Origin of the sequence: Olsenella porci (assembly GCF_009695875.1) — a bacterium.
GTDB lineage: Bacteria > Actinomycetota > Coriobacteriia > Coriobacteriales > Atopobiaceae > Olsenella_H > Olsenella_H porci.
In genome coordinates this window covers 572188-589623 of sequence record NZ_VUNC01000001.1, presented here as the reverse complement: position 1 = coordinate 589623, position 17436 = coordinate 572188, and the positions used below count along the sequence as shown (strand labels likewise).

The 17436-nt window shown below is 65.9% G+C and carries 12 protein-coding genes; 6 read left to right on the top strand and 6 right to left on the bottom strand.

The genetic code is table 11. The features are described from left to right. Positions 1–50: 50 nt before the first annotated feature. Positions 51–1703, bottom strand: a complete 1653-nt coding sequence (locus FYJ68_RS02620) for an ABC transporter ATP-binding protein (protein ID WP_154433791.1) — start codon at positions 1701–1703, stop codon at positions 51–53. Further along, positions 1690–4008, bottom strand: coding sequence for an ABC transporter ATP-binding protein/permease (locus FYJ68_RS02615; protein WP_154433728.1), 2319 nt, complete (start codon positions 4006–4008; stop codon positions 1690–1692). The genes FYJ68_RS02620 and FYJ68_RS02615 overlap by 14 nt, the downstream gene beginning before the upstream one ends. 1476 nt (positions 4009–5484) lie before the next feature. On the opposite strand from FYJ68_RS02615, the gene FYJ68_RS02610 reads away from it, so the two are divergent. From FYJ68_RS02610 to FYJ68_RS02590, 5 genes are all read left to right on the top strand, one after another. After that, the gene (locus FYJ68_RS02610) at positions 5485–5913 is read left to right on the top strand and encodes an FKBP-type peptidyl-prolyl cis-trans isomerase (RefSeq protein ID WP_154433727.1); all 429 of its coding nucleotides are present in this window, start codon (positions 5485–5487) and stop codon (positions 5911–5913) included. Between the two features lie 144 nt (positions 5914–6057). Continuing rightward, entirely contained in the window at positions 6058–6498 is a 441-nt protein-coding gene (gene pth2, locus FYJ68_RS02605; protein WP_154433726.1) for an aminoacyl-tRNA hydrolase, read from the top strand. 134 nt (positions 6499–6632) lie between these two features. After that, on the top strand, positions 6633–7496 hold the full coding sequence (locus FYJ68_RS02600) for a methylenetetrahydrofolate reductase (protein WP_326832172.1): 864 nt from the start codon (positions 6633–6635) through the stop codon (positions 7494–7496). 4 nt (positions 7497–7500) lie between these two features. Next, entirely contained in the window at positions 7501–8214 is a 714-nt protein-coding gene (locus tag FYJ68_RS02595) for a vitamin B12 dependent-methionine synthase activation domain-containing protein (protein ID WP_154433724.1), read from the top strand. Next, positions 8207–10705, top strand: coding sequence for a homocysteine S-methyltransferase family protein (locus FYJ68_RS02590; RefSeq protein WP_229771953.1), 2499 nt, complete (start codon positions 8207–8209; stop codon positions 10703–10705). The genes FYJ68_RS02595 and FYJ68_RS02590 overlap by 8 nt, the downstream gene beginning before the upstream one ends. 21 nt (positions 10706–10726) lie before the next feature. On the opposite strand, the gene FYJ68_RS02585 is transcribed toward FYJ68_RS02590, so the two are convergent. The 4 genes from FYJ68_RS02585 to FYJ68_RS02570 all read right to left on the bottom strand — a co-directional run bounded on the left by FYJ68_RS02585 (position 10727) and on the right by FYJ68_RS02570 (position 16009). Then, complete coding sequence (locus FYJ68_RS02585; RefSeq protein ID WP_154433723.1) at positions 10727–11986, bottom strand: glycoside hydrolase family 3 N-terminal domain-containing protein; 1260 nt, start codon at positions 11984–11986, stop codon at positions 10727–10729. A 145-nt stretch (positions 11987–12131) separates the two neighbouring features. Beyond that, on the bottom strand, positions 12132–12818 hold the full coding sequence (locus FYJ68_RS02580) for a transaldolase family protein (RefSeq protein WP_229771952.1): 687 nt from the start codon (positions 12816–12818) through the stop codon (positions 12132–12134). A gap of 28 nt (positions 12819–12846) precedes the next feature. Next, complete coding sequence (locus FYJ68_RS02575; protein ID WP_154433722.1) at positions 12847–13743, bottom strand: 4Fe-4S cluster-binding domain-containing protein; 897 nt, start codon at positions 13741–13743, stop codon at positions 12847–12849. After that, positions 13709–16009 (bottom strand): formate C-acetyltransferase/glycerol dehydratase family glycyl radical enzyme, encoded by a 2301-nt coding sequence (locus tag FYJ68_RS02570; RefSeq protein WP_154433721.1) that lies wholly within the window; start codon positions 16007–16009, stop codon positions 13709–13711. Before FYJ68_RS02570 ends, FYJ68_RS02575 begins: the two co-directional genes overlap by 35 nt. A 220-nt stretch (positions 16010–16229) precedes the next feature. Between FYJ68_RS02570 and FYJ68_RS02565 the strand changes: the two genes are divergently transcribed. Then, on the top strand, positions 16230–16991 hold the full coding sequence (locus tag FYJ68_RS02565) for a DeoR/GlpR family DNA-binding transcription regulator (protein WP_154433720.1): 762 nt from the start codon (positions 16230–16232) through the stop codon (positions 16989–16991). Positions 16992–17436: the final 445 nt, after the last annotated feature.

Here is a 17436-nt window from a genome sequence, read left to right as displayed (position 1 = left end):
CACGCAACGGAGGTCGCATGGGCGGTCTGGGAGGCACCTCTCGCCTGTGGCTAGCTCACCCTCCCGGAGTCCATGGAGTACGTCTGGTCCGCGACGGCCATGGTGCTGGGCCTGTGCGAGACGAGCAGGACCGTCCGGCTCCCGTGCAGGCGCGCGATGCTGCGCAGGACCACGCCCTCGTTGAGCGAGTCGAGGTTGCTCGTGGGCTCGTCCAGGATGAGGAAGGGGGCGTCGTGCAGGAAGGCGCGGGCAAGGCCAAGGCGTTGCCTCTCTCCCCCGCTGAGGGTGTCGCCGAGCTCGCCGACCATCGTGTCGTATCCCTTGGGCAGCCCCACGATGAAGTCGCGCACCGAGGCCGCGCGGCACGCCGCCTCGATCTTCTCCTGCGTGGCATCGGGGCGGGCGACCAGAAGGTTGTCGCGGATGCTGCCGTGGAACAGGAACGTGTCCTGCTCCACCAGCCCCTCGCTCGCGCGCAGACTCCGCGTGTTGATGACGTCCACGCGCGTGCCCGAGAGGGCGATGCTGCCGCGGTCGACGTCCCAGAAGCGCATGAAGAGGCGGCACAGGGTCGACTTGCCCGAGCCGCTCCTGCCCTCGATGCCCACGACCTTGCCCTGCGGCACCTCGAGCGAGACGTTGTCCAGCACCTCCTCGCCGCCATACGAGAAGCCCACGCCATGAGCGGAGGTGCCGGAGAACTCGATGTCCTCGCCGTCGGTGACCTCGGCCACGGCGGGTTCCTCGTCCAGGATCGCCAGGATGCGCGCGCCCGACGCGATCGTCCCCTGCAGCGTGGTCCCCAGGTTGGCGAGCGCGACGAACGGCCCAAACGACCCCATGACCGCAACCGTCGCAATCGCCATGCCATCCACCGTCATCTCGCCCGAGACGACAAGACTGCCGCCCAGGAACATGACCGCAAGGGAGAAGAGCATGATCAGCGCGCCCGACGCCGCAGCCACCGTGGACGAGGCGGAGCTCAGGCGACCCTGCGCGTCCGAGAGCCGACGGGACTCGTCGTCGATGAGGCCCATCCGGGCGTCTCCGGCACCAAACTGCAGCACCTGAGAGAGCCCGCGGAGGCTGTCCAGCACAATGCCGGAGAGACGGCCCGCCTGCGCGCGCGTGACCCTCCCCGCGTCGGCCGAGAGGTGCGCGCCCAGCAGCGGCATGCCGACGCCGACGCACAGGTAGCCCACGAGCGCGACAAGCGCGACCTTGGGCGAGATTCCCGCGAGGAAGGCGGTCATGACCACGGCCATCACCACGGCAATGGAGACGGGCGAGATCGTATGGGCGAAGAAGACCTCGAGGAGCTCCACGTCCGAGGTGATGGTCGAGACCAGGCTGCCGCGGTCGTGCCCGGCGAGCTTTGCGGGGGCGAGCTCGCGAAGCTTCCCAAAGACGAGGTCGCGCACGTGCGCGAGCAGCTTGAACGCGATGTAGTGGTTGCAGGTCTGCTCGGCGTAGTGCAGCGCCCCGCGGGCGACGGCGAGACCCACGAGCGCCCCGGCCACCGCCCCCATCGGCGGGAGCGAGCCCGCCAGCGCGTCGAGCGCGAACCTCGTCGCAACCACGGGCAGGAAGGTGGCGCAGCAGAAGCCCAGCACGCCACATGCGATGGCGAGCAGCATCACTCCCGCCATCGGCCTGGTGAGGCCCAGGAGCCTCCACACGACCCTGCGGCTATCGCCTCTCATCCTCGTCACCGTCCCTCTTCTCGTCGTCCGTGCCATTGTGTGCGGCCTCGTCCGCTCCCCCATCCACGAGGGGAATCCTGCTGGGGTCTACGCGAGGCCTGTCCGCCTCTGAGCCATCGTCTGCCGAAGACGGCTCCGCGGCGCCACCGCCCGACGGGGACGCCTCCAGCGAGTCGCCCGCATCCCTCTCGCCCCCGCCCTGGCGCACCATCTCCTCCAGTGGCATGGCGAGAATAGCCTCGATCTGGGCCGTGACCCCCGGCCCTGGCGCCGGCTGGTCGTCGTCGGAACCCAGGACCATGGTCTGGTCCGCCTCGCCGTCGTCGGCCTCGTCCTCGTCCGCGTCACCGAGGTCGAGCAGGCTCGCGAGCGCCAGCCGCTCCGCGGCCTCGTCATCCTCGAGCACCGACTCGGGCACCTCGGCTTCGCTGTCCACGGAATCGTCGGCGGGGCCCTGCGGGGCGTCCGTCTCAACCGCCTCCTCGGCGGCAGCAACTGCGTCGTCCCCGCCCGCGCTCACGGCGTCGGCGTCTTGGGCGGCGGCCTTCTGCTCCCTGCGCCGCGCCTCCTCCTCGGCAAACTCGACGGGGTCAAAGTGCTCGAGCCTGCTCTGCTCGTCCCACAGCTCGCGATACTGGGGGCACGTCGCGAGCAGCTCGTCGTGGGTGCCCGCCCCCACAGCATGGCCCGACTCCATCACGTAGATGCGATGCGCCGAGGTCACGTTTGCCAGGCGGTGCGAGATGACCACGACCGCCTTGTACCGCGCGATGCCGCGGACGGCGTCCATGATGGCATCCTCGCTCTCGGCGTCCACGTTGCTCGTGGCCTCGTCCAGCACGTACACGGGAGAGTTGTGCATCAGCGCGCGTGCGAGCGCAAGCCGCTGGCGCTGGCCGCCGGAGAGGTTCTGGCCCTCCTCCTCGACCCTGGTGTCAAGGCCGTCCTGCGAGCGGAGGTAGTCTGCCAGCCGCACGCTCGCCAGGACCTCCCACATGCGCTCGTCGCTCCCCGTTGGGTCGCCAAGCTGCAGGTTGTCTCGCACGGTGCCCCTAAACAGGTAGGCGTTGGTGGGGACGACCGTGACGTAGCGGGCAAGCGCCTCGCGCGAGAAGTCGCGCAGCTGCTTGCCGCCCAGCATGAGGCTCCCGCGGTAGTCGCGCTGGCGGCCGCTCAGAAGAGCCGCGACCGTGCTCTTGCCCGAGCCGCTCTTGCCCACGATGCCCGTAAGGCCAACGGCGGGGACGTCCAGGCTCACGTCGCCCAGCGCATCTCCCAGTCCCTCACCGTAGGAGAAGCTCACGTGGCTCATCGCGAGGTGGTCGCCGGGGACGGCGACCGCGGTGCCCGAGTCGTGGGGCTCCGGGAAGTCGAGGAGCCTGAAGATCTTGCGGGACGCCGCCATGCCGTTCATGGCAACGTGGAAGTAGGACCCCAAGGTGCGCATGGGGATGAAGAAGCTTGCCGAGAGGAGCACGACCATCAGGCAGCCGAACAGCGAGAGCGCGCCGGCAGCAAGCTGCGAGAGCGCCACGCACATGCCCGCGGCCGCACCGCCCAGCGCCACGACGTCCATGACCACGATCGAGTTGAGCTGCATGCGCAGCACCCTCATGGTCGCCACGCGAAAGCGCTCGGACTCCTGGTTCATCTGCTCGTGGCGACGGGCGTCCGCCGAGAAGACCTTGAGCGTGGGGAGCCCCTGCAGGCTCTCGAGGAACGTGTCACCCAGGTTGGCATACTCGTCCCAGTAGGCACCCATGGTGCGCTTTGCGACCTTCTGCACCGCAACGATGACCAGGGGGATGAGCGGGACAAACACGAGCAGGACCAGCCCCGAGGCCCAGCTCACGGGGAGAAGGACGAGGAACAGGACCAGGGGCGCCACCACGCTGTAGGCAAGCTGGGGCAGGTAGCGGCCAAAGTAGGTCTCGAGCTGCTCCGTGCCCTCAACGGCAAGCTGGACCACCTCGGCGGTCGGCACCTCTCGCGTGTAGTCGGGCCCCAGGCGGAGGAGCTTGGAAAAGACCTGCTCGCGCAGAAGCCTCCGCACGTCTCGGGAGGCGAGGAACGCGCTCTGCCCCGCGAGCCTGGACGAAGCCGCCTTGCCGGCGATGGCCAGGGCAAGCAGGCAGGCGATGGGTGCCACCGCGGGCGGGCGGGACGCCACAAACCCCGCCACGAACGTGCTCGCGCACCAGGCGAGCGCTATGTCGCACGCAAGCCCCAGTAGCTGGAACAGGACCGTCTCGAGCACCCGCCTCATGGCGCCGGGGACAAGCCCAATGAGTCTTCTATCAAGCATCGGCAACTCGCTTCTCTCACGCAATGCGGTCGTCAAAAAGTAAGGTTTGGCATACATTCCCTCTAGCTTACTTGACTATTCTAGGGAAACCGCACGCAGAGGCCCACGCACCACACCTGCGACATCTTGGCAGGCATGGGGGTGTAATGGACAAGGGGGAGAGGGGCGGGGCGTCTCGGCCGGGGCGTCCTCCCATAGGCGCACGGCAGTCTCCCTCCACGCTCGTTCGCGGGTCGCCCTCTTCCGAGGGCCTCCCTTGGAGCGATCGCCCGGTAGGCGAGCCAGAGCCCCCCTCAACACAGGGAGCAAGGGTTATCAATGGTCTAAGAAAGGAAGCGCGCGAGCCTCCGTTGCGGGGAGGACTGTCCGAGGGAAGGTGACCCCGGTGCCCAAGCCCCTCTGGGACAGATCGTCCGGGGGATGAGCGAAGAGCCCCAGGTCAATGCGAAGAGCAAGGTTCCCAATGGTCAGAGAAGGGAAGGGAGGGTGAACCTTCGCCGCAGGGAAGACTCCCCCGGAGGGCGTCCTCTGGAGTCCGAGTGGTGAGGAACTGCACCTTGCCAGAACTCGAGCCGTGTGGTCCGGCAGCCAAAGCCAACGCGCGCCAACATCAGGTTGAAGCCGTCATCCGGGGTCCCTCGTAGGAGGGGATGCCAGGCTGCTTAGAAGGGTCGGGGAGGCAGAAATCCGTGCAGGTACCAGGTTTCTTAAGCAGCCCCCCTCCCAATAGCCGTACGGGCACCGGTTTTCCCAAGCAGCCCTTGCGAGCAACCGCATGGACCCCGGCGCACTTGCCGTGCAATGCACCGGTTCCGGGGATGATGCTTAGCGTCGCCAGCCCTCATTTGAATCGCGAGACGCAATGCTTAGCGCCTCTAGCCCTCATGTTGATTTGGATGCCAAATGCTTAGCCGCGCTAGGCCTCATGCAGGTTGAGCCCAACAAAACTCGCATGGGAGCTAGGTTTGCTAAGCACCTCTCCCCCCAAATCTACATGAGGGCTAGGTTTGTTAAGCAGCCCTCGGTCGAACTCGCATGAGGGCTAGCCTGGCTAAGCACCCCATTGCTTGACCCACGCGGGCATCGAGCTTGTGGAGCCCGCACGTCCCCACGAACGCACACGGAAGAGCCCGACCCCCCCTCCATGCCAGCCGGGAGGCTCGCGCGCCACGTTTCCCAAGCACCCTCTCCCATTTGCCAAGGAAATGCCCGCCCGGGCAGGGGTCGCCGGAGGTGCTCGAAGCGGCCAACGGTGTCCAAAACGGAATGTCGGCGCGAGCGCACCGGCCATGGAACGACAACGCCATCACCCCCGTGCGACCGCGCCCCGCCCCAGACCCCTGACCAGCGCCGCCAAGGTTTTTCTGCAAACTGGGACGACCTCCCGTTGCCGTGGGGACGCTTGGGTACAGTGAACACGCCAGAGTGGCGCCATCCCAGAGTGCGCCACCAATGCCGACAAGAGGAGAAGAGCCCATGAGCAACGAGGGCAAGAAGGTCAAGGTCCACTACCGCGGAACCCTGGACGACGGGAGCGTGTTTGACTCGTCCTACGACCGCAACGAGCCCCTGGAGTTCACCTGTATGGCGGGCCAGATGATCGCCGGCTTTGACCAGGCGGTGCGCGACATGGAGGTTGGCCAGGTCACCGACGTGCGCCTTCCGCCCGAGGAGGCCTACGGCCCGCGCCGCGACGACCTGGTGCAGACCCTGAACTTTGAGCAGCTGCCGGGCGCCGAGGAGCTCAACGTGGGCGACCGCGTGATGCTGACCTCCCCCACCGGCCAGCCCTTCCCGGCAACCGTGGTGGACAAGGACGACAAGACCATCACCTTCGACCTCAACCACGAGATGGCGGGCAAGACCCTCAACTTCCGCATCGAGCTGCTGGAGGTCGAGGACTAGCGTCCAGATGACGCAGGGGAGAGGGACAGCCAACCCAGTCGCAGGCCGTGCGGCCATGGCAGTGCGTCCCTCCCCCACCAGAACGCAAGGCCGAGCGGGCGCGGGGACGAAACCCTCGCGCCCGCGCTGGGGAAAGGTTGATCCATGCCAGGCTCGTCCTACAAGTCCAAGCAGATGATCGTGATGAGGCGCGACCTCAAGATGCGCAAGGGCAAGATTGCCGCGCAGTCGGGCCACGCCTGCGTTGAGGCAACGCTGATGGCACTCGCGCGCGAGGGGCGCCTGGGAGAGGTGCGCGTGTCCCCCGGCGAGGACTGGGTCTACCTGGAGGACGACGGTCGCGAGCCCACGGCGCTGAGCGACTGGTTTGAGGCGGGCGTGGCAAAGGTCTGCGTGTACGTTGACTCGGAGGAGGAGCTGCTGGACATCGCCCGGCAGGGGCGCGAGCGCGGGTTTGCGGTCGCGCTCATCCGCGACGCCGGCCTCACCGAGTTCCACGGCGAGCCCACCTACACCTGTCTGGCGTTCGAGCCCCTGCACGCCGAGGACGTGGACCCCATCACGGGCAGGCTGCCGCTCTACTAGGGCCTAGGCGCGCCCGACGCGGACCCGTCACGCGCTGCGGTTTCCACAATGTAAGCGCTCACCTCGCCTTGGCTTCCTCCCTGCCAGCCGAACCTATGATGGTGAAGATTATGCGACCACGAGGGGAGCCCACCGTGCTTATCCGCGACATCCTAAGCAGCAAGCAGTCGTTCTCGTTCGAGATCTTCCCACCCAAGGGGGAGATGTCCGTGGACCAGGCGGCTGACGTCGCCTCGCAGCTGTGCGAGAACCACCCCGACTGGATCAGCGTCACCTTCTCCGCCGGCGGCTCGGGCAACTCCCAGAACACCGTCTCGATCGCCCGCAGAATCGAGGAATCCGGCAAGACCACCGCGCTCGCCCACCTGACCTGCATGGGAGCGACCAAGGCGGACGTGGACCGCTACGTGGAGGAGTTCCGCTCTGCCGGCGTGCACAACGTGCTGGCGCTGCGCGGCGACCGCGTCCCGGGCCGCGAGCCAATCGACTTCGAGCACGCCTCCGACCTGATTGCCTACCTCAGGGACAAGGGCTTCTGCCTGGGCGGCGCCTGCTATCCCGAGGGACACCTCGAGAGCGACAGCCTGCGCCAGGACATCGAGAACCTCAAGCGCAAGCAGAACAGCGGCGTGGACTTTCTGGTGACGCAGCTGTTCTTCACCAACGAGGACTTCTACCGCTTCCGCGACGAGTGCTCCCGCGCCCGAGTGAAGGTCCCCATCGTCTGCGGCATCATGCCCTTCACCAGCGTGAAGCAGATCCAGCGCATGGCCTTCAACTGCGGCGCCTCCATTCCCGTCTCCGTGATCAGGCGCCTCGCGCGCGCCGGCGAGGACCCCGCGGCACAGCGCCAGGCGGGCCTGGAGTACGCCTGCGAGCAGATTTGCGACCTCGCCGCCAACGGCGTGGACGGCATCCACATCTACAGCATGAACAAGCCCGAGGTGGGGCGCGCCACCCACGACGCTCTGGCCTCCTGCGGCTACCTGAGGGGATAGCCGCATGCCCCAGATCGTGGACCTCTCGATCGACTCCGTCGACCGCAGCGAGGTACTCCGCTACATGGGCTACGCCGGCCAGGAGTACGACCCCTCCCTGGACCAGCGCATAGACCAGGCCATCGCCCGTGCAATCGAGGTGTCGCGCCCGCGTGCGTCCATCGACTTCTTCGACGTGGAGACGCGCGAGGTGCGCGACGACGGCACGCCCGTCCTGCGGCTGAGGGGAACGTCCATCGAGCTCGCAGGCCACTCCATGGAGGAGCACATGGCCGACGCGGTGGCCGTGGGCGTCCTCGCCGTCACGCTGGGCATGGGAGACGAGCGCGAGCTCCACCGCCTGGGACTCACCGACCACGTTGGACAGATCCTCCTGGACAGCGCGTCGACCACCCTGGTGGAGCGCGCCGCGGACGCCGCGGAGTCCCTCATCGTGGCGGAGGCCACCAGACGGGGGCTGTACACCAACTTCCGCTTTTCCCCCGGCTATGGCGACCTGCCGCTCTCCATCCAGCCCACGATCCTCTCCGCGCTGGACGCAACAAGAAGGCTGGGCATCACGCTCTCGCCCACACTGCTCATGACCCCCACCAAGAGCGTGACCGCCGTGGTGGGAATGTGCACCAGACCCCAGGCATCCACCAGGCGCAGCTGCAAGGGCTGCCCCTGCTTTGACTTCTGCACCATCCGACCCACCGGGAGGACCTGCCATGGATAGCACCGCCAGGCGCAAGCCCCGCTTTGGCACCTACGACAAGAGGATGCTGCGCGTGAGGGACGAACACCTGCGCCGCGTGCTGCAGGGCCGGGACTTCCTCCGCTTTGACGGCGCCATGGGCACGCAGCTCCAGGCTCGCGGCATGGCGGCGGGCGAGACGCCCGAGCTCCTATGCCTGATCGACCCCCAGGGCGTCACCGCAATCCACCGCGCGTACGTGGAGGCGGGTGCCGAGGCGATAACCACCAACACCTTTGGCGCGAGCGCCCCCAAGCTGGGCGGCGAGGACATGGTCCCGCAGGTGTTCGAGGCCGCCGTGCGCTGCGCGCGCGACGCGGGGGCCCGCTACGTCGCCGCCGACATCGGCCCCACCGGCTCGCTCCTGCAGCCCATGGGGACCCTCTCGTTCGACGACGCCTACGAGCTCTTTGCCCAGCAGGTGGTGGCCGCCGACGCCGCGGGCGCGGACCTCTTTATCATCGAGACCATGGCGGACCTCGCCGAGGCCAAGGCGGCGCTCCTCGCCGCCAAGGAGAACAGCGACCTCCCCATCTTCTGCACCATGACCTTCGACGAGGACGGTCGCACCTTCCTGGGGACCACCCCCGAGGTCGCCGCCGTCACGCTCTCGTCGCTCGGCGCCAACGTGCTGGGGGTCAACTGCTCGCTTGGGCCCAAGGACGTTGCCCCCATCGTCGAACGCATGCTCCCCTGGTCACGCGTGCCGGTCATGGCCCAGGCAAACGCCGGCCTCCCGCGCGTGGAGGACGGCGTCACGCTGTACGACGTCCACCCCGACGAGTACTGCGAGGCCGTGGGCGGCATGGTGCGCGCGGGCGTCTCGGTGGTGGGCGGCTGCTGCGGCACCACCCCCGAGTACATCCGGGGCGAGAGGGACCTCCTCCAGGGCATGGAGCCCGCCCCCAGGAGTGTGCGGGACGACTTCGTGGTATGCAGCTCCCAGCAGCTCTGCGTGCTCAGGCCGGGCGACGTGGGAGTCATAGGCGAGAGGATCAACCCCACTGGCAAGAAGAGGATGAAGGAGGCCCTGCGCTCCGGGGACTACGACTACGTGATGTCCCTCGCCATCGAGCAGGAGCGGACGGGCGCGCAGATCCTGGACGTGAACGCCGGCCTCCCCGAGATAGACGAGAGCGCCACGCTCCAGCGCCTGATGGCCGACCTCCAAGGCGTCACGTCACTCCCCCTGCAGGTGGACTCCGCGGTGCCCGAGACCATCGAGGCAGCCGTCCGCAGCTACCCGGGCAAGCCGCTCATCAACTCCACCAACGGCAAGCGCGAGACCCTCGACGCCGTGGTGCCCATCGCAGCGCACTACGGCTGCGCGCTGGTGGGCCTGACCATCGACGAGCAGGGCATCCCCCAGACCCCCGAGGGCCGCCTTGCCATCGCACGGCGCATCGTGGAGGCCACGGACGCCGCGGGCATCCCCCGCCAGGACGTGGTGATCGACTGCCTCGCGATGGCAGCCTCCACCGACCAGCGCGCCCCGAGGGCCATCCTCGAGGGCATCCGCCTGGTCAAGCAAGAGCTGCCTGGCGTGCGGACGGTGCTGGGCGTCTCCAACATCAGCTTTGGCCTGCCGTTCCGTCCCCTCGTCAATGCCACGTTCCTCTCGGCCGCCTTCTCGGCCGGCCTGGACATGGGCATCATCAACCCCAAGCAGCAGCGCATGATGGACGTGGTCAACTCGTGGCGCGTGCTCTCGGGCGAGGACGAGAGCGCCCAGCGCTACGTGGCGGGCTATGCAACCCGCAGCGACGCCGCAGGGGCGCCTGCCACAACGGGTGCGAGCCAGCAGGTGGCCAGCGAGACGGGCGGCGGGCAGGACGACGCGAGCCTCTCCCCCGCCGAACGGGCGCGCGCCATGGTGCTTGCCGGGCGAAAGGGGCCCATGCCCCAGCTGATGCGCGACATCCTGGCCGACCACGACGTGATGTTCGCGATTAACGACGTGCTGATCCCCGCCCTGGACGAGGTGGGCGTGAGGTTTGAGAAGGGCACGTTCTTCCTGCCCCAGCTCATGGCGTCGGCAGAGGCGGCCAAGGCCGGCTTTGACGTGCTGAAGGAGGTCAACGACGCCTCGGGCGCACAGGTTGCCTCGAAGGGGCAGGTCGCCATCTGCACGGTCAAGGGGGACATCCACGACATTGGCAAGAACATCGTGAAGATGCTGCTGGAGAACTACGGCTACGACGTGCTGGACCTGGGGCGCGACGTGGACCCCAAGGTCTTTGTGGACGCGGTGGTCGAGCACCACGTGCGACTGGCGGGGCTCTCGGCCCTGATGACCGCCACGGTGCCGGCGATGCAGGAGACCATCGAGCTGCTGCACGAGCGCGCCCCCTGGTGCAAGGTCATGGTGGGAGGCGCCGTCCTCAACCCCGAGTACGCCCAGATGGTGGGGGCGGACTACTACGCCAAGGATGCCGCGGAGTCCGCGAAGATCGCGGCGGAGATACTGGGGTAGGCGGGGAGCGCGCACGATGCGCTACGACGCGTACCCGAGCTTGGCACGCACGATGCGGGCCACGGACTCGTCGATGCGCGCCTCGTCGAGCGTGCCCGTGGAAACGGCGTCCAGCACGCCCTGGTAGCTCTCGCCCAGGCTGGGGGTCATGAGCAGCATGTCGACGCCCGCCTGGATCGCGGTGACGCCCAGCTCGCTCGCCGAGTGCAGCCCGCTCACGGCACCCATCTGCAGCGAGTCGGTGATGATGATGCCGTCAAACCCCAGCTCGTCCCTCAGGAGCTCCGTCACGATTGCCTTGGACAGCGACGCCGGGGTGGAGTCGCCCGTCACCGCGGGACACGAGAGGTGCCCGACCATCACCATGGGGATGCCCTGCCTGATGGCCTCCTCAAAAGGGAGAAGCTCCTTCCCTCTCATCTGGTCGAGAGTCCTTTTGGTCTGAATGGCCTCGGTCTCGGAGTCGCCCTCCACCCCGCCGATACCCGGGAAGTGCTTGGCGCAGCACATGATGCCGCCGTCGAGGAACCCCCTCACAGCCTGGCCGACCATGGGGGTCACCACGTCGGCACTCGTGCCGAACGACCTCCTCGCCATGGTCTGGCTGGTGCCGCTCACGATGTCCGCGTCTGGGGCGAGGTCCAGGTTGAAGCCCAGAGGACTCAGGTAGCCCGCGATCCCCTCGCACACGTCGTGGGCACGCTGGGGGTCGCCGGTGTCTCCGACGTCACGCATGTCCCCCACGTTGTCCACGTCGAACCCATCGTTGCCGCCGATGCGGCTGACCGTGCCGCCCTCCTCGTCCACCGCCATGAGTAGGGGCAGGCCCACCTCGTCGCGCGAGATTGCATCCGCCGAGGCGAGCATCTGCTTCGTCTGCGAAGGGTCGATGAGGTTCTGGGCAAAGTAGCACAGACCGCCGACGGGGACGCTCGCGAAGGCTTTCCTTGTCGTCTCGCCCGCCGCCGTGACCTGGCCCACGCCGGTGAGCGCCTCCGGGGTCGGCATGAACATCTGCGCGACCTTCTGCTCCAACGTGAGGGAGGCAACCGCCTGGGAGACCCTCTGGTCGAGTGTCGGGCCGGAGGCGGAGGAGTCGGACGACGACCGCGTCGACGACCCGGTCACCCTGGCGCAGCGGGAGGCGATTGCCGCTCCGCCCGCAAGCGTCGCCACCCCGCAGCCGAGGAGGACCGCGGCGCGCCGGGAGACCCCGCTCCCCCGCGCGACGTCACCCCCACGCGTGTCACGCCTGGGCGTACCCCTGTCCCCACCTGCCATGGTGCCACCCCGCATCCCGTCAAAGCCCGATCGGCCCCACGGTACAACGTTCCTCTCCCCCGGTGCAAAACGAGACGGCCCCGATGGCCTGGGACGACCAGGCTGCCGGAGCCGTTCGTTATGCCCTGACGCATGTGGGGACGCGCTACTTAGCGAAGGCGTCCCTGCCAAACGCAGACTTCCACGCCTGGGTGAACTCGTCCACCGCAATCTTGGTTCCCGGGTGGTCGAGCATCGCACGGACCACGTCGGGAGCAACGGTGACGGCACCCACTCCCGCCAGCATGAGCTCGTGCACCTGGTTTCCGTTCTTGAAGGACGCCGCACAGATCTTGCTGTCCAGTCCATTGGCGTCGAGCATCTGCTGGAGTTCGCGCACCCACTGGACCCCATCTCCGTAGTTGCACATGCGGTTCACGTAGGGAGCGAGATAGTCAGCTCCGTTCATTGCGGCGAAGAACGCCTGGTCGGGCGAGTAGATCGCAGTGGCGAGTACGTTGAGTCCCTCGCGCTTTGCCTGCTTGATCGCACGAAGCCCCTCATGAGTGACGGGAATCTTCGCATACATGTTCTGCGGGCGCAGTGCGCAGATGGTGCGAGCGTCCTCCAGGATGCCCTCGTAGTCGCCCGCCACCGTCTGCATGAAGAACTTCTGGCTCGGCTCCAGGACGGCGTTCATCTCGGAAAACACCTGCTCGGGGGTCTTGCCGCTGCACGTGATGATCGTGGGGTTGGTCGTTACGCCCGAGATGGTCATGATCTCGGAGAGCTTTCGAACCTGCTCCGCGTCTGCCGTATCGAGGATGAACTCCATGTTGCTTCCCTTCTCCATGTTCCCTGCAATGCCTTCTGCCTCGCCGTCACTCACCGTGAACCACGACGCGCAATCCCGCACCTTCGCATGCGGAGACCACATCCCGAACGTCTCCCTCCCCAAGCTGGGGCCTTCCGCGAAGCTCGTATCTCATGCCGATCGAATCGTACTTTGCCTCCCCCATCTGGTGGAACGGAAGCACGTCGACCCGGGATATCCCCAGGTCGCGCATATAATCGATGTTCGCGCGAACATTGGCGGCATCGGCCGTGAAGCCCGGTATCACGGGCATCCTCGCGACTACGCGAGCCCCCATCGAGAGGAGCCTCTCCAGGTTCTTGTCTCGCAGGCTGGGGTCGATGCCCGTGACCCGCAGGCTCTGCCCGCGATCCGCAATCTTGAAGTCGACCAGGAAGGTGCTGGTAACCGCAGCAAGCAGCTCCGGTCGGTCGATTGGCACCGCGAGCGTCGTCTCCACCGCAGTGTCTAGCCCCTCCTTCCTGCAGGCGGCAAGGAACTCGAGGGTGAACGAGAGGTTTTGCCTGGCAAGGCACTCACCTCCCGAAACCGTCACTCCCCCGTTGCTCTCCTCGTAGAACACCCGGTCGCGCATCACGACGCCAAGCAGCTCCCCTGGATCCGCCACGGTTCCCAGCAGCTCCTTCGCCCCCGTGGGACAGTCCTCGGGCCTCCTCGGACACGCGTCTGCGCCACACACATCCTGAGCCATGGAGCAGTGGATGCACTTTGGGGCGTGCCAGACGGTCTGCGGCGCAAACGAAAGGTTCTCGGGATTGCAGCACCAGGGACAGCGAAAGGGGCACCCCTTGAGGAATACGACGGTGCGGATTCCCCCGCCATCATGGATCGAGAACCGCTGGATGTTTGTGTAGAGCGCCCCATTCGGACTACAGCACGTGTTCGGTGCGGTTGATGATGTCATCCTGCACGCCCCTCGCAAGCTCGACGAACATGGCGGAATACCCTGCGACGCGGACGATGAGGTCCTGGTGGCGCTCTGGGTGGGACTGGGCGTCCAGCAGCGTGGCGCGATCGACCACGTTGAACTGCACGTGCTGGATGCCCAGCCGAGAGAAGGCGCGCAGGTAGGCGGAGAGCTTTTGGATGCCCCCCTCCCCTACCAGCGTGGAGGGCGAGAACTTCACGTTGAGGAGTGATCCATTTGAGTCGAGGACGTTATCCAGCTTGCTCACGCTCGAGAGACTCGCGGTGGGACCGCTCTTGTCGCGTCCCACCATGGGGGACAGCCCGCCGTCTGCAAGCTGCTCGCCGGCACGACGCCCGTCGGGAGTTGCCCCAACCGCACGCCCCAGGGGGATGTGGGCGCTCACGGTATAGGACCCCGGCTGGAAGTGCCCGCCGCGCGGATTCTCGTACCTCTCGACCTGCTCCCCATAGAAGCGGAGGAAGCGCGCGGAGATCTCGTCCACCTCGTCCACGTCATTGCCGTACTTGGGATACCGATTGACGAAGCGCTGGCGCCACGCCTCGTCACCGTCCCCACGCCAGTCGCGGGCGAGCATCGCCAGGAGCTCCGGATAGGAGATCGCCTTCTCCTCGAACACCGCATGCTTCATGACCTCGAGGGAGTCAGCGAGGTTGGCAGTCCCCACCCCCTGGACGCCCGAGGGGTTATACCGCGCCCCTCCGGACGTGATGTCCGCACCCTTCTCGAGCGAGTCGTGTACGAAGACCGAGAGGAGGGGCGTGGGTGCCACCGCACGATGCGCAAGGTCACAGGCGTTGCACCCCCTCACCATGAGGGCCACGTAGCGGGACATGACCCCCTGGATGGCAGCCTCCAGCGCCTGGAAGTCGTCAAATCCCTCGGGATGCTCCCGCAGGCAGATCTCGAAGCACTTGAGGATGTTGAACATCGAGATGTCATGCAGCCCGTACATGCGCCCCGGTACGGAGAGCTCGACGCAACCGACCACCGCGTAGTCGCGGGCATCCTCGATGCTGACACCGCGGCGCGTGAACGCCTCGACGTTCACCTCATCGTTGAAGCACTGAGGAACGCCATCTCCAAGTCGGATGATTCTGCATGCCTGCTCGAGCAGCCCCCGCGGAGTGTCCCGATGAATGCGCAGGGACAGGTTTGGCTGGGGCAGGCGGGTGTCGCTCTGGAGGTCGAGCATCAGGTAGCTCAGCTGGTTGCTCGCATCCTCCCCCCTCTCGTTGACCCCGCCCACCACCAGGTTGTATCCCGTGGGAAAGCCCCCAAAGAACTCCGCGCTCGCCGTGGAGCGAAGGAACACGACCGTGTTGCACTTGAGGTAGAAGCACTGCAGAAGTTCGCGAATCTGCGCATCCGTGACCCCCTCGCCAACCGAGGCTTGATAGTAGGGCCAGAGGTACTGATCCATTCTCCCCAGCGAGATGGAGCTCGCATTGGACTCATGCTGCAGCGCGAGAGACAGCAGCCAGACGAGCTGGAGCGCGTCATGCAGGTCCCGCGCCGGCTCCGTGGCGACGTGAGAAAGGACTTCGGCCATTCGAAGTAGCTCGTCCCTCCGCGCTGGGGCAACGTCCCCCTGCGAAGCCCGCTCCCTCACCACCGACTCATAACGCCTGACGTAGGCAATGGTCGACGAGATGCAAATGACTGCCGCGCGATAGAAGTCGTTCTGAGGATGGGCATTCGCCCTGGCCTGGCACTCCTCCAGGATGTCGCCAAGCCCGCGACTCAGGGCCATCTCGTAGTCTGGGATGATGTGACCCTGCCCCTTGTCGGTCTGGGCAACAGCGAAGACCTTATCCCCCTCCGCCGCCTTGACCTCTTTGGGGCAGTGCTCGTTGTACCAATCGTTGAGGGAGCGTCCCTTCCAGAAGGGATAGAGGACCTCGCGATAGAACCGCTTGTCCCCCTCGGACATCTCGAACGTGTCCTGCGGCCTCGTAGGAAAGTCGTCCAGCTCGTCCAGGATCCAGTACGGGCTCATTTCGGGAGAGACGACGCCCGCGCGTGGGGTCGCAGTACGGTTTCCCACCAGAAGGTCGTAGTCATCAAGCACGATGCGATGACACTCCAAGACATGGCGCAACGCCTTCGCCCGACGTAGTATCACCGGCTCGCCATCGGTCTGCCGATAGCTCTCCATGAGAAGCGTCGCGCGCTCGAGGTCCACGCGGCGTGGATGGGAGAAGAGACTCTCCTTGATGTGCTTGGTACGTTCGGTGAGCATGTTGCCTCCACCCCTGACGTTTCTCCAACGGAGCCTGTCTGTTGTTCGAGTTCTCGCCATTGCGCCTCTGTATTCCCGTTGCTTACCAATATATATCGTTTGTTATTGTTTGCAAGCATAAATCAGGTCTCCACATTGGGGGTAGCTCGACGCCAGCTATTCTTATTGGCAGAATCCGCTCTTGGGTACACTCATCCCACGTCAGTTCACGAGGTGTCACATGTCAATGTTCAGAAACGAGAGGCACGAGAAGATTCTTGAGCTCGTTGCAAGCGACGGACGCGTGACGACCGCGGACCTCGCGAAGAGATTCGGGGTGAGTGAGGACTCCATACGCAAGGATCTTCAGCAACTCGATTCTGATGGCCAGCTCCATCGGGTGTACGGAGGCGCGGTCCCCCTTGCCCAGGAGACGTCTCACGTGGTCCTCTCGCGCGTGGACGAGTACCGCGAACAGAAGCAGCAGGTCGCCCGCAAGGCCTTTGGCCTCATCGAGAACGACATGACCGTGTTCCTGGACATTTCCACCACCAACCTGTTCCTCGCGGACCTCATCGCCAAGAGCGACCTCCGCTGCATCGTCGTCTCGAACATGCTCGACATAGTCAGGCGGGCGGCGGAGGGAACAAACGTCGAGGTCCAGTGCCCCGGTGGACGCATGAACCTCGAGCTCAACGGACTCGTGGGTGCCACCTGTGCACAAGCTCTCAGCCGCGTGAGGCCAGACCTCGCCTTCATGGGCACACTCGAGGTGTCGGTCGCGGACGACCGCGTCTCGACCTTTGACAGCGAGGATGGCGCAATCAAGCAGACCGTCCTCGAGAGCAGCGAGCGAAGCTACGTCGTTGCAGACTCGCACAAGTTCAACGCCCGCGGAAACTACCGCTATGCCAAGCTCACGGACTTCACGGGCTTGATAACCGACGATGGGGACGGGGAGCATCGCGAACGCGTGAGGCGCCTGGGCATCCAGGTGATCTAGGACACTCATCGGGCAACCCCGTGGGACTCGACAAGCTCATTCCTCTTTGAAGGGATGGGTTTTTTCCGCTTATCCTCAAAAACACTACCAATCACGAGAAACCGATAAGCAATTTGCCCGCAATTGCTTGACTTCACGACAATTCGCCCTTAGGATTCCCAATCAATTCGAGTTCAGGAATAAACAGTAATTTTCACGATGTGAACTAGTAATTATCAGTAATCGGTTGTCCCGTGTAGCCAAGCGACGCATGCAAGGCGCAGGAGAGACCGACGAACGTGACCGAGGGCACGGGAGAGCCGCACCTCAAGATTCTCGCGAACGTCTCCCGTCGTCTGAAGTACGAGGGCTCCGCAGGCGCCTGGCTACCGCGCGGTGCCCCTAGGGGGAAATTGTGCTGCTCGTCGAGTGGTGCATGGCTCTATGAGTGACGGACCAGAGAGAA